This window comes from Microbulbifer salipaludis (assembly GCF_017303155.1).
Lineage (GTDB): Bacteria > Pseudomonadota > Gammaproteobacteria > Pseudomonadales > Cellvibrionaceae > Microbulbifer > Microbulbifer salipaludis.
The window spans coordinates 2,252,331-2,278,604 of sequence record NZ_JAEKJR010000002.1 but is presented as its reverse complement, the minus strand read 5'-3'; the positions used below and the strand labels follow the sequence as shown (position 1 = coordinate 2,278,604).

Genomic DNA, 26,274 nt, shown 5'->3' with positions numbered 1-26,274 from the left:
TGACGACAATAGAGTTGTGGAACCACCTGATCCCTTGCCGAACTCAGAAGTGAAACGCAACATCGCCGATGGTAGTGTGGGGCTTCCCCATGTGAGAGTAGGTCATCGTCAGGCTTCTAAATAAAAGAAAGGGCCACCCATTTGGGTGGCCCTTTTTTATTTGGGATATGGTGAATTACTGCCACTACTTCGCAGTACCCTGTAGAAATATACCGAACAAAAAAAAGCCCTGACCGCATTAGCGATCAGGGCTTTCTTATGCTGCTCAGCCAGTAACGGTCAATGCCGCATTAGAACCGCACAACCAATCCTTTGGCTTTGGGGTAAACGGCCACCTGAAAATCAGCAGCTTGTTCGCGGAGGGCAGTCAGTTGTTGATTCTCGGAACTGTTCCAGTACTTTTCCGCCAACTCCATACAGGAAAAGCGGGTGACTAGACTGACGGGCGTGACCGAATCGGAAGCGGAGAACAGTTGCGCCGGTTGCTCGTCCATTAGCATACGCCCCGAGGTGGATGTCTCGCTGAGGGATTGCTTGAGGGCCTGGTGGTATTGCTCCAGCGCACTGGTGTCCCGCACTGAACCACTTTGAACAAGGTACACCGGCTCGTTACAGGTGTCTTGATGCGCCGTGCTTTCTGACTCATTAACGCTTACATAGATACATCCACTGAGGGAAAAGGCGCAAACTGCGGTCATCAGGGGTTTCAGCATAGTAGAACTCATTGTCTTCATTGTGGTTGTTCCTGTTGGACGCAGTGACAGAAAATTTAGATGCACTGACCGGCTCCTCCTGAGCTAAACAACCCCGTACCGGGCAAAAGTCCAGTAACGAAGAAAGGGTACCAAACAAAAAAGCCCTGACTGCTTTCGCAATCAGGGCTTTTTTGTTTGGTACCAGAGGCCGGACTCGAACCGGCACACCCGTTAAGGCGGGGGATTTTGAATCCCCTGTGTCTACCAATTTCACCACTCTGGCAGTTTCACAAGCGAAGGTCAGCCTTGGCTTGGAAAGGACGATGATTATAGCGATGGGCCGGTTTTGGTCAACTGGATTTGGCTACGGGAGTGCTTTCCGTTAGCATTCGCGGCCAATCAATAACCACCTAGACTGAGTTCATGCAACGCCAGGATTTCTATTTCGATCTGCCGGAATCTCTCATTGCCAAAGCGCCTACCGAAGAGCGCCGGGGTAGTCGTCTTTTGTGTCTCGATGGTGAAACGGGCGCGCTGGCGCATCGCCGCTTCAGCGATCTTCTTGATCTCGTAGAGCCCGGTGATCTGCTCGTGTTTAACGATACCCGGGTGATACCGGCGCGGCTATTTGCGCACAAAGCCAGTGGCGGTCGTCTGGAGATACTGATTGAGCGGGTGTTGGACGAGCATCGTGCATTGGCGCACATCCGCTCGAGCAAGTCGCCGAAACCCGGTAGCGAGATCCTGCTGGAGGATGGGACGGTCCTGAAGATGGTGGACCGACACGACGCCCTGTTTGAGCTGGCGTTTCCGGAAGAGGGTGCGCTTGCGGTGCTGGAGCGTCTCGGGCATATGCCGCTGCCCCCGTATATTGACCGCGCCGACACGGAGTCTGACAAGGAGCGCTACCAGACCGTATACAGTCGCAACGCGGGGGCGGTAGCGGCCCCCACCGCCGGCCTGCATTTCGATGAGGAGATGATCGAGTCCCTGCGCGACAAGGGGGCGGAAACCGCGTTCGTCACCTTGCATGTGGGCGCGGGTACCTTCCAGCCGGTACGTGTCGACGATATCCACACCCACAAGATGCACACCGAGATCCTGGACGTGCCGGAATCAGTGTGCACGGCGGTTGCCGCGTGCAAGGCGCGCGGTGGGCGGGTGATTGCGGTGGGCACCACCAGTGTTCGCGCGCTGGAGAGTGCTGCGGCATCGGGCGAGTTGAAGCCTACCAGGGGGGAGACCGATATCTTTATCTACCCCGGTTATACCTTCAAGGTGGTGGATCGTCTGATCACCAACTTCCACTTGCCCGAGTCCACGCTGTTGATGCTGGTAAGTGCCTTCGCGGGTTATCAGCACACCATGCAGGCGTACTCGGCTGCGGTGGAAAACGAGTATCGTTTCTTCAGTTATGGCGATGCGATGCTGATTGAGCGCAATTCCGCGGTAGACCCGGCGGAAGTGGGGCGAAAGTAACCATTTTCAGCCGGAATGGTTGGTGTACGGGCCAGGGTGTAAGCGCACGGTTTTGGCCACAGTTTTCGAGGAGAGCGTCTTGAGCCGCGAGTGTTTTATGAAGTTTGAAGTGGATACCACGGACGGCAAGGCGCGCCGTGGACGTCTGCGTTTCCCCCGCGGTGTGGTGGAGACGCCGGCGTTTATGCCGGTAGGTACATACGGTACCGTGAAAGGCATGCTGCCACGGGATGTGGAGGCGATTGGGGCGCATATCATTCTCGGGAACACCTTCCACCTGATGTTGCGCCCTGGCACCGAGGTCATCAAGGCGCACGGTGACCTGCACGATTTCATGCAGTGGCAGGGCCCGATTCTTACGGATTCCGGCGGTTTCCAGGTATTCAGCTTGGGCAAGATGCGCAAAATCAGTGAGGAGGGTGTCTCCTTTAAATCTCCGGTAGACGGCAGCCCGGTGTTCGTCGGGCCGGAAGAGTCCATGCAGGTACAGAAAGACCTGGGCTCGGATGTGGTGATGATTTTTGACGAATGTACGCCCTATCCCGCAACACCGGACGAGGCGCGCAAATCCATGGAGCTGTCACTGCGCTGGGCCAAGCGCTCCAAGGATGCGCATGGCGACAGTCCATCGGCCCTGTTCGGGATCGTACAGGGGGGCATGTACCCTGAGCTGCGGGATATCTCCCTGGCGGGGCTGACGGATATCGGCTTTGATGGGTATGCCATTGGTGGGCTGTCTGTGGGCGAACCCAAGGACGAGATGATCAAGGTTCTGGACCACCTTGCGTACAAGATGCCGGAGGACAAGCCCCGCTACCTCATGGGTGTGGGCAAGCCTGAAGACCTGGTGGAGGGGGTTCGCCGCGGTGTCGACATGTTTGACTGTGTGATGCCCACGCGCAATGCCCGCAATGGCCACCTGTTTACCTTTGCCGGGGTGGTAAAGATCCGCAATGCCAAGCATCGTTACGATACGGGTCCTCTGGAGGAGGGCTGCGACTGTTACACCTGTGAAAACTTCTCCCGCAGTTACCTGCACCACCTGGACAAGTGCGGCGAAATCCTTGGCTCCCAGCTCAATACCATCCACAACCTGCGTCACTACCAGAGGCTGATGCTGCAGTTGCGTGAGGCAATCGCCGAAGGCAGGCTGGAAGCGTATGTGGCCTCCTTCTATGAAGGGTTGGGGCGAGAGGTGCCTGCCCTCGGGTAGACCGTGTGGGTGCTGATTTGTGCCACCTGCCTATCCCCGTATAATCAGCCCCCGACTTGGATACGTGGGCCGGCTGGCTTGTAATCATCCGGTGCCGACCGCATATCGTCAGTTATCGAAAAAATGTGCCCGTGGAGCGGGCCACTCCAACAATGAGAACCGCATGAACCGCTTCCCCCTCTGGAAATATCTCCTGATTCTGATCATTACCGGGTTGGGGCTGTTGTACGCAGCGCCGAACCTGTACCGCCCCGACCCTGCCGTGCAGGTCTCCGGTCAATCCACTGCGTTGAAAATTGATCAAAATGTGCTCACCGAGGTCCAGAAGGCACTGGACGAGGCTGGAATCGGCTATTTTGGCGGCGAGGTTCAGGACAAGTCGGTACTGGTCCGTCTCAAGTCCATTGAGGAGCAGCTCCCGGCCAAGCGCGCAATTCAGGAATTCCTGGGTCACGGTGAGTATGTTGTGGCGCTGAACCTGGCGCCCACGACCCCTGAGTGGTTGCAAAACCTGGGCGCGAGCCCGATGAAGCTCGGTCTCGACCTGGCCGGTGGTGTGCACTTCCTGATGGAAGTGGATACCAATTCTATCGTGAAGACCAATATGGAAGGCTACGTCGCCGACGTGAAGTCCAAACTGCGTGCCGCCAAAGCGCGCTACCGCAGTGTGGACCTGAGGGACGACAGGGAAATCGTGGCCCGATTCCGCGATGAAGAATTGCGCACGCTCGGCTTGCGTACACTGCGTAAGGAATTCCCCACCCTGCAATTTAGCGAAGCTGGCGGCGGCAGCAACCTTGAAATCCGCGCGACCTTGTCCGAGCAGGAAATCAAGCAGCTGGAAGATTATGCGGTCACCCAGAACCTGACCACCCTGCGCAACCGGGTAAACGAGCTGGGGGTTGCGGAGCCCATCGTGCAGCGCCAGGGGCGCAACCGGATCGTGGTCGAGTTGCCGGGTGTACAGGATACGGCGGAAGCCAAACGTATCATTGGTAAAACCGCCAACCTTGAATACCGCATGGAAGCCAAGTCGGACACATTGGTCACCAGCAAAGAGTACTTTGAATTCCGCGACGAGCAGGAGCGCGCTGCTTACGGCGGTGCCTGGCTGGAACGCAAGATCATCATTTCCGGCGAGCGAGTGACGGATGCCCGGGTTGGTTACGACGAGAGCGGATTCCCGCAGGTGAATATCACGCTGGATTCCCGCGGCGGCGAGATGATGCATCGCGCCACCTGGAAAAACGTCGGCCGCCGGATGGGAACGCTGTTCGTCGAGAGTCGCTTCACCCCGGAAAAACAGCTGGACGCGGAAGGCAACGAGGTCATCGTGCAGAAGCGCACCGATGACAAGAAGATCATCAGCCTGGCGACCGTACAGAGCCCACTGGGCCGCCAGTTCCGTACCACCGGCCTGGGTAGCCCGGCTGAGGCACAGGAACTGGCACTGTTACTGCGTTCGGGTGCCCTGGCGGCTCCCATGTACTTTGTGGAAGAGCGCGTGATTGGCCCGTCCCTCGGTGCGGACAATATCAAGGTCGGTGTGACCTCGGTGCAGATCGGTCTGCTCGCGGTGGTCATCTGTATGCTGGTTTTCTACCGGGTCTTCGGGCTCGCGGCGAATATCGCACTGGCGACCAACCTGGTGTTGCTGGTGGCCGTGATGTCGATCCTGGGGGCCACTCTCACCCTGCCGGGTATTGCCGGTATGGTACTGACTATCGGTATGGCGGTGGATGCCAATGTACTGATCTTCTCGCGGATACGGGAGGAGCTACGCAACGGCTTGCCTCCACAGTCAGCGATCAACGCCGGTTTCGACAACGCCTACAGTGCGATTGTGGATGCCAACATCACCACCCTGATTGTGGCGGTGATCCTCTATGCCATCGGCTCTGGCCCGGTGCAGGGCTTCGCGGTGACGCTGTCCATCGGCATTCTCACCTCCATGTTCAGTGCCATTATGGGCACGCGCGCATTGATCAATTTGTTCTACGGCGGCCGCCGCGTACAGAAACTGTGGATTTAAGGGGACGGTGATGAGCACTACCAAAGAAGAAAACGGCAAGATCACCGAGTATATGGGCAAGCGCGTATACGACTTCATGCGCTGGCGCAAAGTGGCTGCGGCCATGTCGCTGATCCTGGTGATCGCCTCTATTGTGGCCCTGGCCACCAATGGCCTGAAGCTCGGTCTGGACTTTACCGGCGGCACCCAGATCGAAGTCGGCTATGAGAATCCACCGAAGATCGAAGATGTTCGCAGCCAATTGGCACAGGCTGGATTTGAAGGCGCCGCGGTGGTGCGTTTCGGCTCTGACAGCGAGCTGCTGATCAAGCTTCCCCCGGAAGTTGCGGTAAAGCAGACACAGCAAAATGCCCGCGATGCGGAAGCGACCAACTCCATTGGGGACAAAGTGGTTGGGGCCTTGCGCCAGCACTCTGACGGGCGTATCGACCTGCGGCGGGTGGAAATGATGGGCCCGCAGATCGGTGAAGAGTTGCGCGATGACGGTGGCCTGGGCATGTTGTTCGCGCTAGCGGTGGTGATGGCGTATGTGGCGCTGCGTTTCCAGTACAAGTTTGCGATCGGTGCCGTGGTGGCCCTGATACACGATGTGATCATTGTGCTCGGATTTTTCGCGATTCTGCGCCTAGACTTCGACCTGACGGTGCTCGCCGCGGTGCTGGCGGTGATCGGCTACTCGATCAACGACACCATCGTGGTGTACGACCGGGTGCGGGAGAACTTCCGCAAGGTGCGGCAGGCTGAGCCCGATGAAGTAATCAATATTTCCATGAGCCAGACGCTGAGCCGGACCTTCATGACCTCCTTCACCACCTTGCTGGTGCTGTGGGCCCTGCAGTTCTTCGGTGGCGAACTGATCCACAACTTCTCGCTGGCACTGATTGTGGGTGTCATCATCGGTACCTTCTCCTCCGTGTATGTGGCTGCCAATATCCTGATGGCGATGAATATCACCAAGGAAGACTTGATGCCGCCGGTTAAGGAAGGTGCGGAGCTGGATGAGATGCCCTGAAATCAAGGGCATTAAGTTCAGGCACAAAAAAGGCGGGATTGATCCCGCCTTTTTTGTGCCTGCTTTTTGTACCCGGGCGCTAGCGCCTGCCAGTATCTATCGCGGTTGCACATAGTTTCTGTCCTGCCGGTCACCGTCCGCTGTGCGGTTTCACAATAAGCTCAGCACGCGATAACGGTGTGTATCAGGTATCAGGCGCGCGGTTTTTTGCCGAGCGTGATGTGCTTGGGGCCGGAAGTGTTGGTCTGGCCGCTGACACCTTTGGGTACCTGCTCAATCTGCCCGCCGTTGGCGAGGAACGCCTGAATCTGGGATTCGATGGCTTCGCGTGACTCGGTTGAGACTGTTTCCTTACTGCGTTTGCTGGCGCTGGATGCTTTCTTAGCCACAATACTGTCCACTTTTATGTATGAGCGGTAGATAATACCGCAATTTGTGCAAAAAATCACCCGCCATGGGGCGGCGGTGGCGGGCGGGGCGTCAGGGCGCCTGCGGTGACAGGCGCGTCGCTCATCGGAGGAGGGCAAAATTCGCTAGAAAAGGCTGGTAAATCAGGGGGTTACCTGGCCGATGTGGGGGACTCGGTACGATCTACCCGGCTGTTGTGTGCAACAAAGTAGGCCCCCAGGTAGTGGGCATAATTGACCCCGGTGTTACTGACATAATCGCCACTGGCTTGCTTGCCGCCCGACCAGGCATGGCCCACACCATCCAGCCACAGCATGGATACCCGTCCATCCTGCCACAAGGTTTCGGTCGCGGTGTGCCCGCCCTCGCTAAAGGTGCTGGTTTCCGGGAGCTGCTCCACCTGGTACACGCCCGCCATGCCCTGGGCATTTTGCTGGTTGTAGCAGGCGTTGACTGTCTTGTCGTCGGTTCCGTGGGTGATGGACGCGATCTGGGTTGCGAAATGCTCGGCATTGCTTCCCGCATAGTCGAGGCAGCGGTTGGTGACATCGGCGGCTTCACAGCGGCCAATGGCGCCACTGGGGCTGGTGCCGATACTTGGCCCGGCGCTCACACCAACCCCGGCAAACACATCCGGTGCGATACAGGCGGTGGTGTTGGCAAACACGGCCCCGGAGGAAAGCCCGGCAATGTATACCTGGTTCGGGTCGATATCGCGGGCGCTGTCATCGCTCATGGTCTCGGCCAGGCTGATCAGGTTTTTGTAGTCACCCGAAGAGCGGGATCTGGCGTCTTCCCAGTAGGACCAGCAGTTGTAGCCGGCTTTGTGCTTGGCGTCCGGCACCGCGACCACCATGCCGTAGGTTTCTGCGGCGCCTTCGAGGTCGGCGGTCAGGTAGCTATCAATGGACTGAACGCAACCGTGCAGGAGTACCAGCAAGGATTTGCCGTCGCCGATGGGGGAGCGGCTATCGGGGGTGTAAATATGAACCTTGTCGAAGCCGCCTAAGGGCACATTGTGTTGCCAGCTTCCGGCTGAGGTATAGCTTGTAGCTGCTGCCAGCAGGGCGCCGATACCGGCACCCAGCAGCGTGCGCCTAGTGCGCTCGATCATCACATTCACCGCTATTGTTATGGGACCTGCCCCGAGCCTAGCGGGCCTGGTGAGTGAGGGGTATGCGACTTAGGTAGTACGGTAGTAGCACGGCCGCGGTTGGGCCACGCAGGGGCTGGCGAGAGTGCTTACGCGCTTTCCCCGTCCGGCGTCAGGTCCTGCTCGCCGGCAGCCGGTGGGCTCAGTGGCCAGCCACCGAGGTCACGCCAGCGGTTGACGATGCCGCAAAACAGTTCGGCGGTTTTTTGCGCGTCGTACTCCGCGGAATGCGCGGCATTGTTGTCGAACTCGATGCCGGCGGTCTGGCAGGCCTTGGCGAGCACCGTCTGGCCGTAAGCAAGGCCCGCCAGGGTTGCGGTATCCATACAGGAGAATGGGTGGAAGGGGTTGCGTTTCACGCCGCACCGTTCCACGGCAGCATTGATGAAGCCCAGATCGAAGTGCGCGTTGTGGGCCACCATGATCGCCCGGGTACAGCTATGGGACTTGATGGCGCTGCGAATCTTGCGAAAAAGCTCGGGCAGCGCGATCTCTTCGGGCCAGGCGTCCCGGTCGGGCGATTCCAGGTCGATGCCGGTGAAGTCCAGCGCGGACTGCTCGATATTGGCACCTTCAAACGGTTCGATATGGAAACTGTGGGTCTCCTCGGCAAACAGGGTTCCGTCGTCATCCATATTCAGGATGACCGCGGACACCTCCAGCAAGGCATCGGTGCGGGCATTGAAGCCCGCGGTTTCCAGATCCAGAACCACCGGTAGAAAACCGCGGAATCTTTGGGCCAGGAGGCTCTTGGGGCCTTGGGGCGTTTCTGCTGGGGTCACGGGAATCCTGAATAATCTATCAAACGAACAAACGGTGCGGCGCTTGTGTGCGCCAACCTCGGCTTAAACTCTGCGCCAGTTCAGTGTTTCGCCGGCTGCCAGCGGAATCAGGGCCTCTTCGCCCATCGGCAGGCCGGAGGGGAGTGTCCACGGCTCGCGCACCAGGGTGATGGTATCCGAGTTGCGCGGTAGCCCGTAAAAGTCCGGCCCGAAGTCACTGGCGAAGCCTTCTAGCTTGTCCAGTTTGCCTGCTCGCTCGAACGCCTCGGCATACAGCTCGATGGCACTGTAAGCGGTGTAACAGCCGGCACAGCCGCACGCGGTTTCTTTCTTGCCCTGCGCATGCGGGGCGGAGTCGGTGCCAAGGAAGAACTTCGGACTGCCACTGGTGGCCGCTTCGATCAGCGCATTCTGGTGGTAACCGCGCTTGAGGATCGGCAGGCAGTAATAGTGGGGGCGAATCCCGCCAACCAGCATGTGGTTGCGATTGTACAGCAGGTGGTGCGCGGTGATGGTGGCAGCCACGCCTTCCCGCGCTTGGGCAACAAACTCCGCGGCGTGCGCCGTGGTGATGTGTTCCAGCACGATCTTGAGGCTGGGGAAATCCTCCACCACGGGGCCCAATATGGTCTCGATGAAAATGCGTTCCCGGTCGAAGATATCGATGTCGCTGGTGGTGACTTCTCCGTGCAGCAGTAGTTTCATGCCACAGGATTGCATCGCTTCGAGGGCCGGGTAGATGTTGGCAATATCTGTCACCCCGGAGTCCGAGTTGGTGGTGGCGCCAGCCGGGTAGAGCTTGGCGGCCACCACGCCGGCAGCGTGGGCCTGTTGCACAACCTCGGGCGTGGTGTTGTCGGTGAGGTAAATCACCATCAGTGGCGTAAAGCTCTTGCCCTGCGGTACTGCAGATTCAATGCGCGCCTTGTACGCCAGCGCGTCGTTGGCGTTCACCACGGGTGGTACCAGGTTGGGCATGATGATCGCCCGCTGGAATTGCTCTGCGGCGTCGCCCACGGTACGTGTCAGCGCCGCGCCATCGCGCAAATGAATGTGCCAGTCGTCAGGTTTACGCAGAGTAATTTGCTGTTTCGGCTCCACCGAATATCTCCTCCCGGATTGATCGCGGCGCCGATGCTACCCGAAGCGCCAGTAAATTGCGAAAGCTGCCGCAAATGCCTTTTCTGCAAGCAGTTTGTGTGTAAAGTGATCAGGTGGCACCGGTTGCCCGGAGAACAATCCGGCGACGCTCGTTGTGGAGCTAGTCGTAACCGTTTCTAGGCGCTACAATCCCGCCCCGAAAAAAGGCGGCCTGTCCGCCGTTCCTGGGCACTCATCCAAAAATAACCCCCCCAGACCGAGCGTTAAATAGGCGCTTTGCTCGCTGCGGCGGCATCATTGCCTATAGTGACGGCACTTCCCGTGCAAACGGGCCCACTATACAGAGGATAGTAATGAGTAAGATCGACAAGGTGGTGCTGGCGTATTCTGGTGGTCTCGATACTTCAGTGATCGTGCGCTGGCTTCAGGATACCTATGGTTGTGAAGTCGTCACGTTTACCGCGGATATTGGTCAGGGGGAAGAGGTAGAGCCCGCGCGCGCCAAGGCAGAAGCGCTTGGCGTGAAGGAAATCTACATCGACGACCTGCGCGAAGAGTTCGTGCGGGACTTTGTGTTCCCCATGTTCCGCGCCAATACCATCTATGAAGGGGAGTACCTTCTGGGCACCTCCATCGCCCGTCCCCTGATTGCCAAGCGGCTGATTGAGATCGCCAACGAGACCGGCGCAGATGCCATCTCGCACGGCGCCACCGGTAAGGGCAACGACCAGGTGCGCTTTGAACTGGGCGCCTACGCGCTGAAGCCGGGCATTCAGGTGATTGCACCGTGGCGTGAGTGGGACCTGAATTCTCGCGAAAAGCTCATGCAATACTGCGAGCAACACAAGATCCCGGTGGATTTCTCCAACAAAAAGAAAAAGTCGCCGTACTCCATGGACGCCAACCTGCTGCACATTTCCTATGAAGGCGGTGTGCTTGAGGAGCCCTGGGCGGAAGCGGAAGACGATATGTGGCGCTGGAGTGTCAGCCCTGAAGCAGCGCCGGACCAGCCTACTTATATTACCTTGCAGTTTGAGCAGGGCGATCCCGTCGCGATCGATGGTGAGCGCATGAGTCCAGCCACGTTGCTGGAGAAACTGAACAAGCTGGGTGGCGCCAATGGCATCGGGCGACTGGATATCGTGGAAAACCGTTACGTGGGCATGAAATCCCGCGGTTGCTACGAAACCCCCGGCGGCACCATTTTGATGAAGGCGCACCGCGCTATCGAATCCATTACCCTGGATCGTGAAGTCGCTCACCTTAAAGACGAGTTGATGCCGCGTTACGCCAAGCTGATTTACAACGGCTACTGGTGGTCTCCGGAGCGCCGGATGCTGCAGGCGGCCATTGACGAATCGCAGGCGGTGGTAAACGGAGAGGTGCGACTGAAGTTGTACAAGGGAAGTGTCACAGCGGTTGGCCGCCGTTCAGAAGACAGCTTGTTTGATGAAAAAATAGCCACCTTCGAGGACGACGCTGGTGCCTACGACCAGAAAGATGCCGAAGGCTTCATCAAGTTGAACGCTCTCAGGCTGCGAATTGCCGCAGGTAAGGGCAGAGACTTGATCTAAATCAGCCGGAGGCGGCGATTACAGCGTTTAAATCGTCGCTTCTGTGCCCGCCCGGTCTACCGTGAAGGGTATAGCCGCTATTTGGGTGGCGGTCCCCTCGCGGTTGACGGAAATGAACCTTAAAAAAGCAACGGAAGTTACACAATGACGACAACGGTGGCAGAGGCCGGCAAGTTGCCGGACTATGACTACAACATCGTGCGCCAGTTCACCATCATGTCGGTGGTCTGGGGCATTGTTGGGATGGCTGTCGGCGTATTGATCGCCGCACAGCTCGCATGGCCTTCGCTGAATGACCTTTGGCAGCCCTTCACGAACTTTGGGCGCCTGCGCCCACTGCACACCAATGCGGTGATCTTCGCGTTTGGTGGCAGCGTGCTGTTCGCAACTTCCTACTATGTGGTGCAGCGCACCTGCCAGACCCGCCTGTGGGGTGGATGGCTGATCCCCTTCACCTTCTGGGGTTGGCAAATCGTCATTGTGTCCGCGGCGATTACATTGCCGATGGGTTACACCTCCGCAAAAGAGTACGCGGAACTGGAGTGGCCGATCGATATCCTGATCGCGCTGATCTGGGTGGCTTATGGCCTGGTGTTCTTCGGCACCATCATGAAGCGCCGCACTTCCCATATCTATGTGGCCAACTGGTTCTTCGGTGCGTTTATCATCACCGTTGCCATGCTGCATATCGTCAATAGCCTGGCGATCCCGGTCAGTGCGCTGAAGTCCTACTCCGCGTTTGCCGGCACTACCGATGCGATGATCCAGTGGTGGTACGGCCACAATGCGGTTGGCTTCTTCCTGACGGCCGCCTTCCTCGGCATCATGTACTACTTCGTGCCCAAGCAGGCTGGCCGCCCGGTGTATTCCTACCAGCTGTCCATCGTGCACTTCTGGGCATTGATCTCCATCTACGTTTGGGCCGGTGGTCACCACCTGCATTACTCTGCCCTGCCTGACTGGACCCAGAGCCTGGCGATGGTCATGTCGATCATCCTGCTGGCACCGTCCTGGGGCGGCATGATCAACGGCATCATGACCCTGTCCGGTGCCTGGCACAAACTGCGCACCGACCCCACGCTGCGTTTCCTCGTTGTGTCCCTGTCGTTCTACGGCATGTCCACGTTCGAAGGCCCAATGATGTCCATCAAGACGGTGAACGCCTTGTCGCACAACACTGACTGGACCGTTGGCCACGTACACTCGGGCGCGCTTGGCTGGGTTGCCATGATCTCCATTGGTGCCCTGTACCACCTGGTGCCGGTTCTGTGGGGTCGCAAGGAAATGTACAGCGTGAAACTGATCAACGCGCATTTCTGGCTGGCGACTGTCGGTACCGTCCTCTATATCGCTGCGATGTGGGTCAACGGCATTACCCAGGGCCTGATGTGGCGTGCATTTAACGCCGACGGCACGCTGACGTACAGCTTTGTGGAAAGTGTGATTGCGAGTCAGCCCGGTTACATCGTGCGTTGGCTGGGTGGTGCGTGTTTCACCTTTGGCATGGTGCTGATGGCGTACAACGTGTTCCGTACTATCACTGACGAACCCAAAGAAGGCGAAGTCCGTCACGACGAAAACCTGCCAGTGGCGAAGAGCGTTTAAGGGGACCTGATCGTGAAAAACCATGACATCGTAGAAAAAAACCTCGGCTGGATGATCTTTTTCATCGTGATTGCCATTAGCTTCGGCGGCCTCGTTGAAATCGTTCCCCAGTTCTTCACCAAGGACAACAATGAGCCAATCGCTGGCCTGAAGCCGCTCGGTGCCATCGAGCTGGAAGGGCGCGATATTTACATCCGCGAGGGCTGCCATGTGTGCCACACGCAGATGATTCGTCCGCTGCGTGCGGAAGTTGAGCGCTACGGCCACTACTCCATGGCGCAGGAGCATGTGTACGAGCACCCGTTCCTGTGGGGCTCCAAGCGTACCGGTCCGGACTTGGCCCGTGTAGGTGGACGCTACTCCGATGAGTGGCATCGCGCACACCTGTACGATCCGCGCACGGTGGTGCCGGAGTCCATCATGCCGGCTTACCCCTGGCTGTTTGACAATATTGTCACTGGCAAGGACACCGCCGCAAAAATGCGCGCCTTGCGCACCGTGGGTGTTCCCTACACCGACGAGGATATCGCCAATGCCAGCAAGCCTTTTGTGGGTGGGCGCGTGACGGAAATTGATGCGCTGGTGGCTTACCTTCAGCAGTTGGGCACCCTGGTGCAGCAGAAGCGCTAAGCGAGGTGCTCGGTGATGATCGATATTCTTCGGCAAATTGGTGTAGTTCTCGGCGCGCTCGCATTTCTGGGGGTCTGTTGGTGGGCCTTCTCGCCAAAGCGCAAAAAGCGCTTTGAGGAGGATGCCAAGCTGCCATTTGCCGATGAGCAGGAAAATCTAGACAGGACCGCTCGCGAGAGCGAAAGCACAGCCGGCAAAGAGGCTGACAAGAAACAGCAACAGGGGCAGGACAAATGAGTACATTTTGGAGTGTTTGGGTAATTGTGCTCACCCTCGCCAATCTCGCATTGGTCGTTTGGGTACTTTTCGCAAACCGCAAAGTGGCGGTGGATGATCAGCAGGATCCGGAAAACCGTACAACTGGCCACGTGTACGACGGCATCGAAGAGTTTGATAACCCATTGCCGCGGTGGTGGTTCTTGATGTTTGTCATCACGCTGGTGTTCTCGGCGGCGTATCTGGTGATTTACCCGGGCATGGGTAACTTCAAGGGCATCGGCGGCTGGACATCTGTGGGTGCGCTGAAGGCCGACCAGGCCAAGGCACAAGCGGAGTTCAAGGAAAGCTTCGGGCAGTACGCTGAAATGCCAGTCGAGAAGATTGCGGAAAACCGCGACGCACTCAAGATGGGTGCGCGTATCTTCGCGAACAACTGCTCTGTGTGTCATGGCGCGGACGGTGGCGGCAACTACGGTTTCCCCAACCTGACCGATAGTGACTGGCTGTATGGTGGCTCGCCAGAACAGATTCTCAAGACACTGTACGATGGCCGCCAGGGGCTGATGCCGCCTCAAGGCCCGCTGATCGGTGAGGACGGCGTTAAGGCCACCACCGAGTATGTGCTGGCAATGAGCGGTGGTGAGCACGATGCGGCTCTGGCTGCGAAGGGTAAGGAAGTCTTCGGAACTGTGTGTATGGCCTGTCACGGGGTTGACGGTAAAGGTAATCAGGCGCTGGGCGCGCCGAACCTCACCGACGATATCTGGCTGTACGGCGGCACCCGCGAAGAGATCCAGCACACTATTCGCGGTGGCCGTAGCAACAATATGCCTTCGCAAAAAGACAAGCTGCGTGAAGACAAAATTCGTCTGGTCGCTGCGTATGTCTACAGTCTGTCGCGTCAGGAAGACGTCCAGCAATAATCGTTGGCCTCAGGCCAGCGCGGCAAATTGCCGAAGAAAGTATTGGGTGGCGGCGTAATGCCGCCACCCAAACAAGCCGGGAAGGGCACCGCAGGGAAGAACAACAAGCCTCATTGCATGTCACTGCAGTTTTCGTCCCGATAAGAATCTGGGGAAAGTGAGGTTTTGTGAGCGATAGAATTCCCACCCGAGAAGAGCAGGAAGGTGACGGTGAAGTCCGCTACCGGATGCTCTACGAATCTGACGATAAGGTCTATATTCGCCATATTCGCGGTGTTTACACCCGTATCCGAAAATATACCGGCCTTCCTTTACTGCTCGCCTTTTTCTTTATCCCCTGGCTGAATATTGATGGGCACCAGGCGGTGCACTTTGATTTGCCAGCGCGGCAGTTTCATATCTTCTGGACCACGTTTGGCCCGCAGGACGGTATTCTGCTGGCCGGCCTGCTGATCATCTCCGCATTTGCCTTATTCGCCATTACCACCTGGCTGGGGCGCGTCTGGTGTGGTTTTACCTGTCCGCAAACGGTCTGGACACTGATGTTCATCTGGGCCGAGCGAGTATGTGAGGGTGACCGTGCCAAACGCATGAAGCTGGATGCGGCACCCTGGAGTGCCGAGAAGGTCTTGCGCAAGAGTGGCACCCACGCCATCTGGTTACTGATTTCGCTGGCGACGGCGCTGGCGTTTGTCGGTTACTTTTACGGAATCCGCGACCTGGTGGTAGACCTTGCCACCTTTAATGCCCATCCCCAAGGCGCTTTCTGGGTCGCTTTCTTTACCTTTGCTACCTATATGAACGCGGGCTTTTTGCGTGAGCAGGTATGCAAATACATGTGCCCGTATGCGCGCTTTCAGTCAGTGATGTACGACCCGGACACTCTGGCGGTTTATTACGATGCCCGCCGCGGCGAGGCCCGTGGCCCACGCAAGAAAAACGTCGACTACAAAGCCCAGGGTATGGGCGACTGTATTGATTGTTACTGGTGTGTGCAGGTATGTCCGGTGGATATCGATATCCGGGACGGCATGCAATATGAGTGCATCAACTGTGGTCTGTGCGTGGATGCGTGCAACAGTGTGATGGACAAGATGGAGTATCCCCGCGGGTTGATCCGGTTTACCTCGGAAGATGAGCTGGAAACCGGCAAAACCCAGTATGTGCGTCCGCGCCTGATTGGTTATGGCCTGGTGTTGCTGTTGATGATCGGGTTGTTTTCCTATCACGTCGCCACGCGATCACCGGTGCAGGCAGAGGTGCAGCGGGACCGTGGTGCACGCATGTACCGCGTATCACAGGGGCTGGTGCAGAATGTCTACACGGTCAAGATCAATAATATGGATCAGCGCCCGCATGAATTTGTTGTTCGTGTGCAGGGTAAGCCCGAATACGACTACTCCCTGCGCATGCAGCAAAACCCTTTGGTCAACCCTGGAGAGGTATACTCCGTGCCCATCCGCGTGAGTGTGCCCCAGTCGCAGCTCAAGGAGACCAAGCACGATATCTTCATTGAGATTCAGGCCAAAGACGCACCGGAGCTCAAGGACCGCCACCGGACAATCTTTATCGGCCCCAAATAGCGATAAAGTGCCGCATGGGACCTGGAGGGCGCGCCAGTGAGGTGCGCCTGCTGCGGTTCTGCTTTCATTTGCCCGGTTAGAATTTTGGTTGAATAATTCAGTGACTCAGAAAAACAATCCTCAAACGCCCGCTCCCTGGTATCGCGAACCGTGGTTTTGGATGGTCATGGCGCCGCTGGTGCTGGTGGTGATCGTATCCTTTGTGTTGGTGTCGATTGCGGTCCGCTACGGCGATGACACCGTGAGTGATACGTACTACAAAGACAGCCGCTTGTATCACTACTCCGCGGAGCAGGACGAGCAGGCCAGGGCCTTGGGGCTGGCGGGCGTGCTGCTGTTTTCCCCGCAGGACAGCACCGTATCCCTGGACCTTCGGGGCAACCTGACGTATCCGGAAAAACTTCTGCTGACGCTCAGTCATCCGGTGGAGGCCGATTTGGACGAGCATGTGGTGCTGGAGCAGGTCTCTGCAGGTCGCTATCGGGGCGCGGTCAAGGCGCCGATGCAACACCGGTGGTACTTGCAGGTTATTCCCGAACTCAACCCCGAAGAATTCCGCCGGGCCCAATGGCGCCTGAAAGGCGAAATCAATTTCAATCTCGGCAACGGAGTGCCCCTGAAGCCCGCAGAGCTGTGATTCGATGAGTGATTCGCTTGCCCCCCGTGTTCCTGCCCAACCTGCCAGCGCCGCTGCCGCGCCGGACTGTGCAAGCGATTGCTATCACTGCGGCCTGCCGGTTGCGGAAGGCAGCCATTACGCGGTCAGGATTGATGGTATCGACCGCCCCATGTGTTGCCCTGGCTGCGAGGCGGTCGCGGGCGCGATTGTGGCTGGAGGTCTGGATAACTTCTATCGTTTCCGCGAGCAGAGCAGCGAGCGGCCGGAGGCGGCACCGGCGCAACGCTGGCAAGCCTACGATTTGCCGCAGGTACAAAGTGAGTTCGTGCGGGATTTCTCCGGCACCATGTCCGGTGTGGATGACCCGCAGTCTCTGCGGGTAGCGAGCCTGTTGGTGGGCGGCATTACCTGTGCCGCCTGCGTGTGGTTGATTGAAAAGCAGCTGACCGCCATGACCGGGGTCGAGCGGGTTTCGGTCAATGCCAGTACCCACCGGGCGCAGATTGTCTTCGACCCGAGCCGGGTTGAGGTCAGTGCGCTGTTTTCGGCGTTGGCGTCCATCGGCTATCGCCCATCGCCGGCCACCGCGGCCAACAACGAGCGCATGCTGCAACAGGAGCGTCGGGCTGCCATGCGCCGCCTGGGTGTTGCCGGCCTGGGCACCATGCAGGTGATGATGTTCGCGATCGCTTTGTATTTTGGCGGTAGCAAAGGCATCGACCTGCAGTTCGAGCAGTTCTTTCGCTGGGTTTCCCTGATCGTTGCCACACCGGTGGTCTGCTACGCGGCCCTGCCATTTTTTGGCGCGGCCTGGCGCGCGTTGCGCAGCGGCCACCTGGTGATGGATGTGCCGGTCTCTCTGGCCATTGGCCTCGCCTACGGCGCCAGTGTTTACGCCACGGTATTCGATACCGGTGAGGTGTATTTCGAATCCGTTTCCATGTTTACCTTCTTCCTGCTGCTGGGGCGTTTTGTGGAAATGCGCGCGCGGCATCGCGCCGGCCTTGCCAGTGGTGGGCTCGCGCAATTACTGCCCCTGGCGGCCCTGCGGCAGAATGCCGATGGCGAGGTGGAGTCGGTTCCGGTGGCAGCCCTCGCGGTCGGTGAGCGCATTTTGTTGCGGCCGGGCGACACGATTCCGGTGGATGGAGAAGTGGTCGAGGGCGCCAGTGGTGTCGATGAGTCGATTTTGACCGGGGAATCCGCTCTGCAGCAGAAGCGTGTTGGCAGCCCGGTGTTTGCCGGCAGCGTCAACGGTGACTCATCGCTTACCGTCCGGATTACCGCCGCCGGCAGTGGCACGCGTCTGTCGGCGATCGAGAAACTTGTCGAACAGGCGCAGCTCGACAAGCCCGCGCAGGCGGCGCTGGCGGACCGTATCGCGGGGCGCTTCATTGCTGCGGTACTGATTATTGCGGTGGCGGCCTTCGTATTCTGGTGGCAGCAGGATCCCGGTCGGGCCTTCTGGGTGGCGCTCTCGGTGCTGGTGGTAACCTGCCCCTGTGCGCTGTCCCTGGCGACACCGGCGGCTCTGGCTGCGGCCACATTGCGCCTGCAGCAGCTGGGCTTGCTGGTGGCGCGCGGCCATGTGCTGGAAACCTTGCCACAGGTGACACGGGTCATTTTTGACAAGACCGGCACCCTCACGGAGGGCGCGCCGCAGCTGCGCAGCATTATTCTGCTGCGTGAAGGCGTCCGCGAAGAGACGGCCCGGGATATTGCCGCCGCGCTGGAGGCACAGAATAACCACCCGCTGGCGCGGGCTTTCCGCCCCTGGTTTGGCAATCGTTCGGCCACCGGGTTAAAGGCGGTGACCGGCCGCGGTGTGTCGGGCGCTTGTGCGGGTATCGAGTATCGTCTCGGCGTGCCTGAATTTGTATTGGCCCTGGCAAGTGCCGACGCCGCCGCGACGCCCTACGCCGCGCCCTCAGAGCAGGGGCAATGGCTGATGCTGGGGGACCAGCAGGGACCGGTGGCCTGGCTGGGGCTTGGGGACGAAATGCGGCCCAGCGCGCCCGATACGGTGTCCATGCTGGGTGCACAGGGCGTGGCCACCGAATTACTCAGCGGCGATCAGTCTGCGGAAGTCCCGCGCCTGGCGACCCTGTCTGGCATTGAGGAATACCGGGCTGGCGCGACCCCCGAGGAAAAACTGGCGCGCCTGAAAGCCTTGCAGAAGCGCGATGAGCGTGTGCTGATGATTGGTGACGGTATCAATGACGTGCCGGTGCTGTCTGGTGCCGACGTGTCGGTGGCGATGATGTCGGCGGCGGATCTGGCGCAGTCCCGTGCCGATGCCATTTTACTCAAAGGCGATCTGCGAGCGTTGCCGCGGGCCTTTGCTCTGGCGGGCAAATGTCGCACAATTATTCGCCAGAATCTGGGCTGGGCCATTCTGTACAATGTGTTGGCATTGCCCCTGGCGTTCATGGGGCTGATCCCCCCGTGGGCCGCTGCCATCGGTATGTCCCTGAGTTCCCTGATTGTGGTGGCCAACGCCCTGCGCTTGTCCCGCTGGCAGCCAGCCCGGTGAGGCGGCTGTTAATCGAACCCTATCCCGAGGTGTAAGTGGACAGTATCTTCCTGTTAGTCCCCATCGTGATCTTTTTTGTTGCCTGCGCTGTGAAGCTGTTTTTCTGGGCGGTCAACAATGGCCAGTATGACGATCTGGAAACCGAGGCGCGCCGCATCCTGTTTGAAGATGACAAGCCCCGCCAAGCTGGTGGCTCAGAGCGCACGGAAGTCTCCCGGGATGACGACAGTGACCAGGACGGGGGCCGCTGATGTTCGACTGGGGTGTACTCGGAGCGGCGCTCGCAATCGGTTTTCTCGGCAGCAGCCACTGTATCGGCATGTGCGGTGGCATTTCCGGTGCACTGGGGCTCGCTGTTCCCGGGCAAAAAGCCGCGTGGCCACGGCTGATCGGCTACTCCACGGGCCGTGTGGCGAGCTACTCCCTGATGGGCCTGCTGGTCGGGATACTGGGAGCTTACCTGGCCGCGGATATCGCCAGTGGCCTGGCGCCACTGCGTATTGTGGCCGGTCTCATGCTGATTGCCATGGCTCTGTATCTTGCCGACTGGTGGCGGGGGTTGGTATGGCTCGAGCGCGGTGGTGCCTGGCTGTGGCGGGGCCTGCAGCCGCTGTCGCGCCGACTGCTACCGGTGAATTCCACCCCGCAGGCTATTGCCCTCGGCGCACTTTGGGGGTGGCTGCCTTGTGGCCTGGTGTACAGCGCGCTGGCGTTTGCGCTGGCCCAAGGGAGTGGCGAGCAGGCGGCACTGACCATGCTCGCGTTTGGCCTCGGCACCGTGCCAGCGGTTGTGGCGACCGGCGCCGCGGCCGCTCGCTTGCGTACTCTGGTGCAAAAGCCCGGGGTGCGCCTTGGCATGGCGCTGCTGGTATTCTCGTTTGGCGTGTGGACTCTGTGGGGCGCTACTGGCCACGGCGGGCACGGGGCTCACGGAGAGCACAGGTCCCATGGTGCACACACCTCCCACGGCTCGCACACTTCTCCTAGTTCTCACAGTTCTCACAGTTCTCACAGTTCTCACAGTTCTCACAGTTCTCACAGTTCTCACAGTTCTCACAGTTCTCACGGCCCCCACTATGGCGCGCAGGCCGGCGATTCTGGCAATGTCCTGCAGGACGCACCGCAGTCACCGTCTGCCGCTGCTACCAATGGCTCCGGCGGGCATCACCATCACCACCAGCATCAGCGCGAGATGGGCGTAGAGGAGGGCACCTTGACGGATGAGGCGTCCACTGCCGATTCGACCGACGAGGAACCCCGCGTCAGCACAAACGACTGAATCCCATTTGTCGCAGGCCGGTGCGGCCGCGCCATGACAGGGGCGTGTGGATGGGGGTAAACTGGTGGAATTCTGACCTTTGGTCTGGCCACCTTGCACTTTGCGCCGGCGGGGGTTGGTGTTGCTGTGCGCATGGCCGAATCGTGGCCGTGAGTTCGTGTAGTTCCTGTTGGGGCCAGTATGAAAAAAATAAAAACCAAGTCGGTAGGGGCGGGGAGCGCCGGTCAAAAAAAATACCGTGCCCGTCGCCAGAAAACGGCGGGGGGCGCAGCCCAAGGTATTGCCGGTGACGGGATCCAGTGCCCCGAGGCGCCCACCCGCGTGTGGATCAATCTTATCGCGCTGGCCATTTCCCTGGCGGCGGTGGTTTGGTTGCGCGAGTACGGCCAGGACTTCGCGGTAAGAACCCAGTCCCTGGTGGTGGTGGCCGTTGCGCTGGCGCTGCCCATCATTGTGCTGGAGTGGCTGTTCCTCAAACCCTATCGCAACCCCTCGGCGGGGCTGGATTTTCGTCGCAAGAACCACAGCGTGCGCCGCACTCTAGTGAAGCTGCTCGGTTTTTATCTGGCGGTCGGTTCGGTGGTCTTTGTGTACTGGCTGTTCCCGGAATACCACGGATCGTTTTACGACAACTACTTCGCCGTAGCGCGCGCGGTGTTGCCGTGGTGGATGCTATTGGCGGTTCCGTATTTCTATCTGCTGGACGGGGCCATGCGCGAGCCCAAAGACAGCTACTGGCAACTGGGCAGCTGGCTACTGGGTAATCGGGTGGGCGTTTCCGGAAAAGCGGTGGGTCAGTTGTATCTCGGCTGGCTGGTGAAGCTTTTCTTTCTGCCACTGATGTTTGTCTACCTGGGCAATAACCTGAACACGCTGCTGAATTTTGATGTTGCGCGCCTGTTTGGCAGCTTCAAGGCGGTCTTCGATTTCACGTTCAATTTCCTTTTTTACATCGACCTGCTGTTTGTCACCGTGGGCTACGTGTGCACCCTGCGTCTGTTCGATTCCCATATCCGCACCGCGGAACCGAGTTTTCTCGGCTGGGGTGTAGCGCTGATTGGCTATCAGCCGTTCTGGAGCCTGTTTTCCGGTACTTACCTGAAGTACGACGATGCGCCCGCGTGGGGTTACTGGTTCTGGGAAACGCCGATGATGTACGGCATCTGGGGCACCGGCATCCTGCTGCTGATTGCGATCTATGTGTGGGCCAGTATTCCGTTTGGCATTCGATTTTCGAACCTTACCCACCGGGGTATCCTCACCAATGGCCCCTACCGCTTCACCAAACACCCGGCGTATGTGAGTAAAAACCTCTCCTGGTGGATGATCTCAATGCCCTTCATGGTCAGCGCCAGCGGCCCCGAGGCATTGCGACACTCGCTGCTGTTATTGTTGGTGAATTTTATTTATTTCATGCGTGCACGCACGGAAGAGCGGCATCTCTCCTGGGATCCCACCTACGTTGCCTACGCCCGGTATATCGAGCAGCGAGGCCTGTTCGCCGTTCTCGGTCGCTGGTTCCCTGCGCTGCGTTTTGGTCACGGACGCCTGTTTTACGGTGGAGAATCCGCGTCGGCGGAGCCGCTGGTATCCGGCGCTTCCAGTTCTGTCTCCAGTTCCCCTTCGAATAGCGCCGGGCCGGCGCGCGCCTGATGTGGGTTGCAGCGTTGCGCAGAGATCGGCGCTGGTGGATCTACGCCGCGCTTTACCTGATGGTCGTTGTTGGCATCTGGTTGCGGGTAGAGCATGTGTTTTCGCACAACCCCATGGATCACATCTGGAGTGATCCGCAACGTCACTGGGAGCAGGGTACCGAAGCATTGCGCCGGGATCCCATGACCCTGACGGACCCGGTGATGTACCAGATCTATATCGGCGTGCTCGGGAAATTGACGCTGGGTGAGCCACTGCTGGTGGCTTTTTTCACCGCGCTGCTCGCCTGTCTGACCCCCTGGATCTGGTATCGCTTCGCGCGGGAACTGATGCCTGACCATTTGCAGGCGACGGCGGTGTGGGCGGGTATTTCCCTGTTGCCTTCATGGATCGCCATTTACGGCTATTTCATGCAGGAAACGCTGCTGCTGCCACTACTCGGCGCCGCGCTCTATGCCAGCTGGCGCTGCCGGCGCAAGCAGACTGTAGCGAGTTTTTTGCTGATGGTTGTGCTTTGGGCGCTCGCCGGATTGACCCGCGGTATCGCGATCCCTCTGGCCGCGGTGGTGACCACTTGGCTGTGGTTGGTGCAACCGCAGAAAGTGGCCAAGGCGGGTTATAGCCTTGTGGTACTGGGGTTGCTGATGGGGCCGCTGGCCTACCGCAGTTATGCGGCGATGCACATGATCTCGCCCCATGGCATTGGCCAGCTGGTGGCACTGTATGCGCGCTCGGGTAAACGTGAGATTCACGTGCACTATGTGCGTGAAGATGGTGCCCAGTGGACATACTGGTTTGGCTCGCCGTCCACCGGCGAGCAGCCGCTGGCGCCGCTCAGTGACTGGACCACTTCGCGTGATGGCCATGTGCAGGCACACATTCAAATCGAGAACGCGCGCGAAGACTGGGCCAGCGCGATGGCACGCTACCCACTGACGCTGGAACGGTACCTGGCGCTTGCCAGGGAAAACCTGATCTATCTTTTTTTCGGTTCATCCTGGCCGGATAACAATCACGAACGATTGCTGGAGTCGGTAAGCCATCACAGCCGCTGGGTGTGGGCGCCACTCGCGTTAGTGCTTTTACTCGGCACCGTGTATTGCTGGCGTCGGTTGAAGGGAGCACGCTTGTTTGCCGTGGTGCTTGGGACCTGGGTGCTGGTGCAGGGTTTGTTACCCATCGCCGTGAATGAAGGGCGCTACCGCAAGCCCGCGGAAGGGCTGTTGCTGGTGCAGGCGCTATTGGTGGCTGGTGCCCTGCGTCGCCGCGCGTCTGCCAAAAGTGGGCGGCAGTGGATCAACCAGTCCGAGCTAGTGCCTGCGCAGCGCCAGCCGCAGACAGCGCAGCTCTTGCGTGAAGCGGGCGACAGCCGCCGGCAGCGGGAGACCGACGATGCGTCTGCCTGAGTACATACGCTGCCTGCTGCCGCGGGCTGTCCGCTTTGCCGCGGTGGGCGGAGTGGCTACGGCGATTCAGTATACGGTTCTTGTACTACTGGTAGAGCTGTTCGGGGTGGTCGCGATCGCGGCGTCGGCACTGGCCTATGGTTTGTCGGCCCTGGCGAATTACCTGCTGAATTACCACTTCACCTTCGGCGGTGCGGTGGAGCATAGCCGATCGCTGCCGAAGTTTGTTGCGGTAGCGGTGGTGGGGCTCGCCATTAACACGCTATGTTTTGCGCTCGCAGCCACCCAGCTGCCTTATCTGGCGGCACAGGTTGTGGCGACACTGGTCACGCTGGCGGGTAATTTTCTGTTGCACCAATATTGGGTATATCGGGAGCCAAAATGGAATCCTTAGTGGAGCCGTCAGTCCGGCCGGTTTGGGAAAAAGGCGCCCCGTCACTGGCGATTGTTGTCCCCTGCTACAACGAAGAGGCGGTGATTGTGGAGACTGCGGCGGCGTTACTCGCCGCGCTGGATCAGCTGGAAGCCGCCGGGCGCGCCAGTGTCGCGTCGAAAATCTATTTTGTGGATGACGGCAGTATGGATGCCACCTGGCCCCTGCTGGAGCGGCTCGCCGCTGAACATACGCGCATCGTGGCGGTGGCCCTGTCGTGTAATCGCGGGCATCAGAATGCGCTCTATGCCGGGCTCTCGCAGACGTCGGAAGATATGGTGGTGAGTATCGATGCGGACCTGCAGGACGGGCCCGAGAATATAGCGCCGATGATTGATGCGTTTCTCGACGGGCACGAAATTGTCTTTGGTGTGCGCGAGAAGCGCGAAACCGATACCTGGTTCAAGCGCATGAGCGCCGAGGGTTATTACCGGCTCATGCGGGGCCTGGGGGTGGATCTCGTATTTAACCATGCGGATTTCCGTCTGATGTCGCGGCGGGCAGTGGATACCCTGCTGGAGTACCCGGAAACCAACCTGTTTTTGCGGGGCATGGTGCGCGAATTGGGCTTTCGCTCCACAAGCGTTTCCTACGCGCGCCGTCGCCGCTTGGCCGGGGAGAGTAAATACCCCCTGCGCCGTATGCTGTCACTGGGGTGGCGGGGGGTGACCGCATACTCCATCGCCCCCCTGCGTGCGATTACGCTGCTGGGGCTGATCGCTGGCGGCATAGCACTGGCGCTGATCGCCTGGGTACTGGCGGTAAAGCTGTTTTCCGGCAACGCGGTGCCAGGCTGGGCATCCATCATGTTGCCGGTGCTGTTTATCGGCAGTGTGCAGTTGCTTTGCCTGGGGGTGATCGGTGAATATCTCGGCAAGATTTACCAAGAGGTCAAGCGTCGCCCGCGCTTTCATTTGCGTGAAATCGTGGGGAAGGGCACGCCGGAAAACCATCGCGTGCGCCCGTTGGCGGACAGGGTCGGCGAGGGTCAGTCGTCCGACTGAAGCCGCAGGGAAAGGTCAATTGCCCGCAGGTGCTTGGTGAGGCTGCCGCTGGAAATGTAGTCCACCGCCAGCCCTGAAAGCTGCTGCAACCGGGCTTCGTTTACGCTGCCGGAGATCTCGATTTTCGCGCGTCCTTTTGCCAACTGCAGAGCCTCGGCGGTCATTTCGTCGGTGAATTCGTCGAGCATGATGACGTCGGCACCGGCGTCCAGTGCCTGGCGTAACTCGTCGAGGCTTTCCACTTCCACCTCTACCAGCGCGCCGGGTTTGATCTGGTGTGCCTGGCGCACGGCATTGGCGATACCACCGGCGGCGGCGATATGGTTTTCCTTGATCAGGAAGGCGTCGTAGAGACCGATACGATGATTGCTGCAGCCACCGCAGAGTACGGCGTATTTTTGTGCAGTGCGCAGACCCGGGATGGTCTTGCGGGTGTCCAGTATTTTGATGTCGGAGCCTTGGGTGAGCGCCGCGTAGGCGGCCGCGGTGGTCGCGGTACCGGATAATGTCTGCACGAAATTCAAGGCACAGCGCTCACCGGTAAGGATGCTGCGCGCATTACCGGCCAGCTCAAACAGGGTGCTGTTGGCGGTCACACGCTCCCCGTCTGCCACATGCCAGATGACCTGCAGCGCGGGGTCCAGTTGGCGAAAAACTTCTTCCACCCAGGCCCTGCCGCAGAACACGCAGTCCTCGCGGGTGATGACCCGGGCGCGGGCTTCACGGTCCTGGGGGATCAGTTGCGCAGTGATGTCGCCATCACCGATGTCTTCGGCCAGTGCATCGCGCACGGCGCGGTGTATATCTTGCTGCAGATTCGGAATGTTTGCAGTGGCTGGTGTCATACGGAGTCCTCAACTGTGGCGGTGCGCATACTAGCAAAATGTAGCCTGCTGTCAGCAGCGCGTTGCTGCGGGGTGGGGCTCATCGGTGGCTGG

Annotated in this window: 24 protein-coding genes, 1 tRNA gene and 1 rRNA gene; 19 read left to right on the top strand and 7 right to left on the bottom strand. The window is 59.2% G+C overall.

Going from position 1 to position 26,274, the window contains the following annotated elements:
• Nucleotides 1–114: ribosomal RNA gene (gene rrf, locus JF535_RS15275) — 5S ribosomal RNA — on the top strand; the annotation flags it as partial.
• A gap of 176 nt (nucleotides 115–290) precedes the next feature.
• Here the strand turns inward: rrf and JF535_RS15270 are convergent.
• Both JF535_RS15270 and JF535_RS15265 read right to left on the bottom strand, forming a co-directional pair.
• Nucleotides 291–713: a DUF1330 domain-containing protein gene (locus JF535_RS15270; RefSeq protein WP_207003565.1), complete on the bottom strand. Its 423-nt coding sequence runs from the start codon at nucleotides 711–713 to the stop codon at nucleotides 291–293.
• Nucleotides 714–891: 178 nt separating this feature from the next.
• Nucleotides 892–978, bottom strand: a tRNA-Leu gene (locus tag JF535_RS15265).
• Between the two features lie 140 nt (nucleotides 979–1,118).
• On the opposite strand from JF535_RS15265, the gene queA reads away from it, so the two are divergent.
• The 4 genes from queA (at nucleotide 1,119) to secF (ending at nucleotide 6,431) form a co-directional block, all read left to right on the top strand.
• On the top strand, nucleotides 1,119–2,174 hold the full coding sequence (gene queA, locus JF535_RS15260) for a tRNA preQ1(34) S-adenosylmethionine ribosyltransferase-isomerase QueA (RefSeq protein WP_207003563.1): 1,056 nt from the start codon (nucleotides 1,119–1,121) through the stop codon (nucleotides 2,172–2,174).
• Between the two features lie 97 nt (nucleotides 2,175–2,271).
• On the top strand, nucleotides 2,272–3,387 hold the full coding sequence (tgt, locus tag JF535_RS15255) for a tRNA guanosine(34) transglycosylase Tgt (protein ID WP_479724313.1): 1,116 nt from the start codon (nucleotides 2,272–2,274) through the stop codon (nucleotides 3,385–3,387).
• Nucleotides 3,388–3,550: 163 nt separating this feature from the next.
• Nucleotides 3,551–5,419 (top strand): protein translocase subunit SecD, encoded by a 1,869-nt coding sequence (secD, locus tag JF535_RS15250; protein WP_207003559.1) that lies wholly within the window; start codon nucleotides 3,551–3,553, stop codon nucleotides 5,417–5,419.
• A gap of 10 nt (nucleotides 5,420–5,429) precedes the next feature.
• Nucleotides 5,430–6,431 carry a protein translocase subunit SecF gene (gene secF, locus JF535_RS15245; protein ID WP_242523865.1) on the top strand — a complete coding sequence of 334 codons (1,002 nt, stop codon included), beginning with the start codon at nucleotides 5,430–5,432 and terminating at the stop codon, nucleotides 6,429–6,431.
• 191 nt (nucleotides 6,432–6,622) lie between these two features.
• Here secF and JF535_RS15240 read toward each other — a convergent pair whose 3' ends face one another.
• The 4 genes from JF535_RS15240 to pyrC all read right to left on the bottom strand — a co-directional run bounded on the left by JF535_RS15240 (nucleotide 6,623) and on the right by pyrC (nucleotide 9,875).
• The gene (locus tag JF535_RS15240; RefSeq protein ID WP_066967670.1) at nucleotides 6,623–6,820 is read right to left on the bottom strand and encodes a hypothetical protein; all 198 of its coding nucleotides are present in this window, start codon (nucleotides 6,818–6,820) and stop codon (nucleotides 6,623–6,625) included.
• A gap of 170 nt (nucleotides 6,821–6,990) precedes the next feature.
• Entirely contained in the window at nucleotides 6,991–7,953 is a 963-nt protein-coding gene (locus tag JF535_RS15235; RefSeq protein ID WP_207003558.1) for an extracellular catalytic domain type 1 short-chain-length polyhydroxyalkanoate depolymerase, read from the bottom strand.
• A 128-nt stretch (nucleotides 7,954–8,081) separates the two neighbouring features.
• Nucleotides 8,082–8,774: a ribonuclease T gene (gene rnt / locus JF535_RS15230; RefSeq protein WP_207003557.1), complete on the bottom strand. Its 693-nt coding sequence runs from the start codon at nucleotides 8,772–8,774 to the stop codon at nucleotides 8,082–8,084.
• A 63-nt stretch (nucleotides 8,775–8,837) separates the two neighbouring features.
• The gene (gene pyrC, locus JF535_RS15225; protein WP_207003556.1) at nucleotides 8,838–9,875 is read right to left on the bottom strand and encodes a dihydroorotase; all 1,038 of its coding nucleotides are present in this window, start codon (nucleotides 9,873–9,875) and stop codon (nucleotides 8,838–8,840) included.
• 353 nt (nucleotides 9,876–10,228) lie between these two features.
• On the opposite strand from pyrC, the gene JF535_RS15220 reads away from it, so the two are divergent.
• The 14 genes from JF535_RS15220 to JF535_RS15155 all read left to right on the top strand — a co-directional run bounded on the left by JF535_RS15220 (nucleotide 10,229) and on the right by JF535_RS15155 (nucleotide 25,336).
• Complete coding sequence (locus JF535_RS15220; protein WP_207003555.1) at nucleotides 10,229–11,449, top strand: argininosuccinate synthase; 1,221 nt, start codon at nucleotides 10,229–10,231, stop codon at nucleotides 11,447–11,449.
• A 144-nt stretch (nucleotides 11,450–11,593) separates the two neighbouring features.
• On the top strand, nucleotides 11,594–13,054 hold the full coding sequence (ccoN, locus tag JF535_RS15215) for a cytochrome-c oxidase, cbb3-type subunit I (RefSeq protein ID WP_207003553.1): 1,461 nt from the start codon (nucleotides 11,594–11,596) through the stop codon (nucleotides 13,052–13,054).
• Nucleotides 13,055–13,066: 12 nt separating this feature from the next.
• Nucleotides 13,067–13,684, top strand: a complete 618-nt coding sequence (ccoO, locus tag JF535_RS15210) for a cytochrome-c oxidase, cbb3-type subunit II (protein WP_207003551.1) — start codon at nucleotides 13,067–13,069, stop codon at nucleotides 13,682–13,684.
• Between the two features lie 15 nt (nucleotides 13,685–13,699).
• Nucleotides 13,700–13,921 (top strand): cbb3-type cytochrome oxidase subunit 3, encoded by a 222-nt coding sequence (locus tag JF535_RS15205; RefSeq protein ID WP_082859281.1) that lies wholly within the window; start codon nucleotides 13,700–13,702, stop codon nucleotides 13,919–13,921.
• Nucleotides 13,918–14,826, top strand: a complete 909-nt coding sequence (ccoP, locus tag JF535_RS15200) for a cytochrome-c oxidase, cbb3-type subunit III (protein WP_207003550.1) — start codon at nucleotides 13,918–13,920, stop codon at nucleotides 14,824–14,826. The genes JF535_RS15205 and ccoP overlap by 4 nt, the downstream gene beginning before the upstream one ends.
• A 167-nt stretch (nucleotides 14,827–14,993) precedes the next feature.
• A complete protein-coding gene (gene ccoG, locus JF535_RS15195) occupies nucleotides 14,994–16,409 on the top strand; it encodes a cytochrome c oxidase accessory protein CcoG (protein ID WP_207003534.1) in 1,416 nt (471 codons plus the stop codon).
• Between the two features lie 100 nt (nucleotides 16,410–16,509).
• On the top strand, nucleotides 16,510–17,046 hold the full coding sequence (locus JF535_RS15190) for a FixH family protein (RefSeq protein ID WP_340674192.1): 537 nt from the start codon (nucleotides 16,510–16,512) through the stop codon (nucleotides 17,044–17,046).
• 4 nt (nucleotides 17,047–17,050) lie between these two features.
• Nucleotides 17,051–19,561, top strand: coding sequence for a heavy metal translocating P-type ATPase (locus tag JF535_RS15185; protein ID WP_207003529.1), 2,511 nt, complete (start codon nucleotides 17,051–17,053; stop codon nucleotides 19,559–19,561).
• 35 nt (nucleotides 19,562–19,596) lie between these two features.
• Nucleotides 19,597–19,812 carry a cbb3-type cytochrome oxidase assembly protein CcoS gene (gene ccoS / locus JF535_RS15180; protein WP_207003527.1) on the top strand — a complete coding sequence of 72 codons (216 nt, stop codon included), beginning with the start codon at nucleotides 19,597–19,599 and terminating at the stop codon, nucleotides 19,810–19,812.
• Entirely contained in the window at nucleotides 19,812–20,840 is a 1,029-nt protein-coding gene (locus JF535_RS15175; RefSeq protein WP_207003518.1) for a sulfite exporter TauE/SafE family protein, read from the top strand. The genes ccoS and JF535_RS15175 overlap by 1 nt, the downstream gene beginning before the upstream one ends.
• A 180-nt stretch (nucleotides 20,841–21,020) precedes the next feature.
• The gene (locus tag JF535_RS15170) at nucleotides 21,021–22,493 is read left to right on the top strand and encodes an isoprenylcysteine carboxylmethyltransferase family protein (protein WP_242523864.1); all 1,473 of its coding nucleotides are present in this window, start codon (nucleotides 21,021–21,023) and stop codon (nucleotides 22,491–22,493) included.
• 14 nt (nucleotides 22,494–22,507) lie between these two features.
• On the top strand, nucleotides 22,508–23,899 hold the full coding sequence (locus JF535_RS15165; RefSeq protein ID WP_207003516.1) for a glycosyltransferase family 39 protein: 1,392 nt from the start codon (nucleotides 22,508–22,510) through the stop codon (nucleotides 23,897–23,899).
• A complete protein-coding gene (locus tag JF535_RS15160) occupies nucleotides 23,886–24,293 on the top strand; it encodes a GtrA family protein (RefSeq protein ID WP_207003514.1) in 408 nt (135 codons plus the stop codon). The genes JF535_RS15165 and JF535_RS15160 overlap by 14 nt, the downstream gene beginning before the upstream one ends.
• Entirely contained in the window at nucleotides 24,281–25,336 is a 1,056-nt protein-coding gene (locus JF535_RS15155) for a glycosyltransferase family 2 protein (RefSeq protein ID WP_207003512.1), read from the top strand. Before JF535_RS15160 ends, JF535_RS15155 begins: the two co-directional genes overlap by 13 nt.
• On the opposite strand, the gene nadC is transcribed toward JF535_RS15155, so the two are convergent.
• Entirely contained in the window at nucleotides 25,321–26,181 is an 861-nt protein-coding gene (gene nadC, locus JF535_RS15150) for a carboxylating nicotinate-nucleotide diphosphorylase (RefSeq protein WP_207003510.1), read from the bottom strand. The two genes, JF535_RS15155 and nadC, sit on opposite strands and share 16 nt — an antisense overlap.
• Nucleotides 26,182–26,274 lie beyond the last annotated feature (93 nt).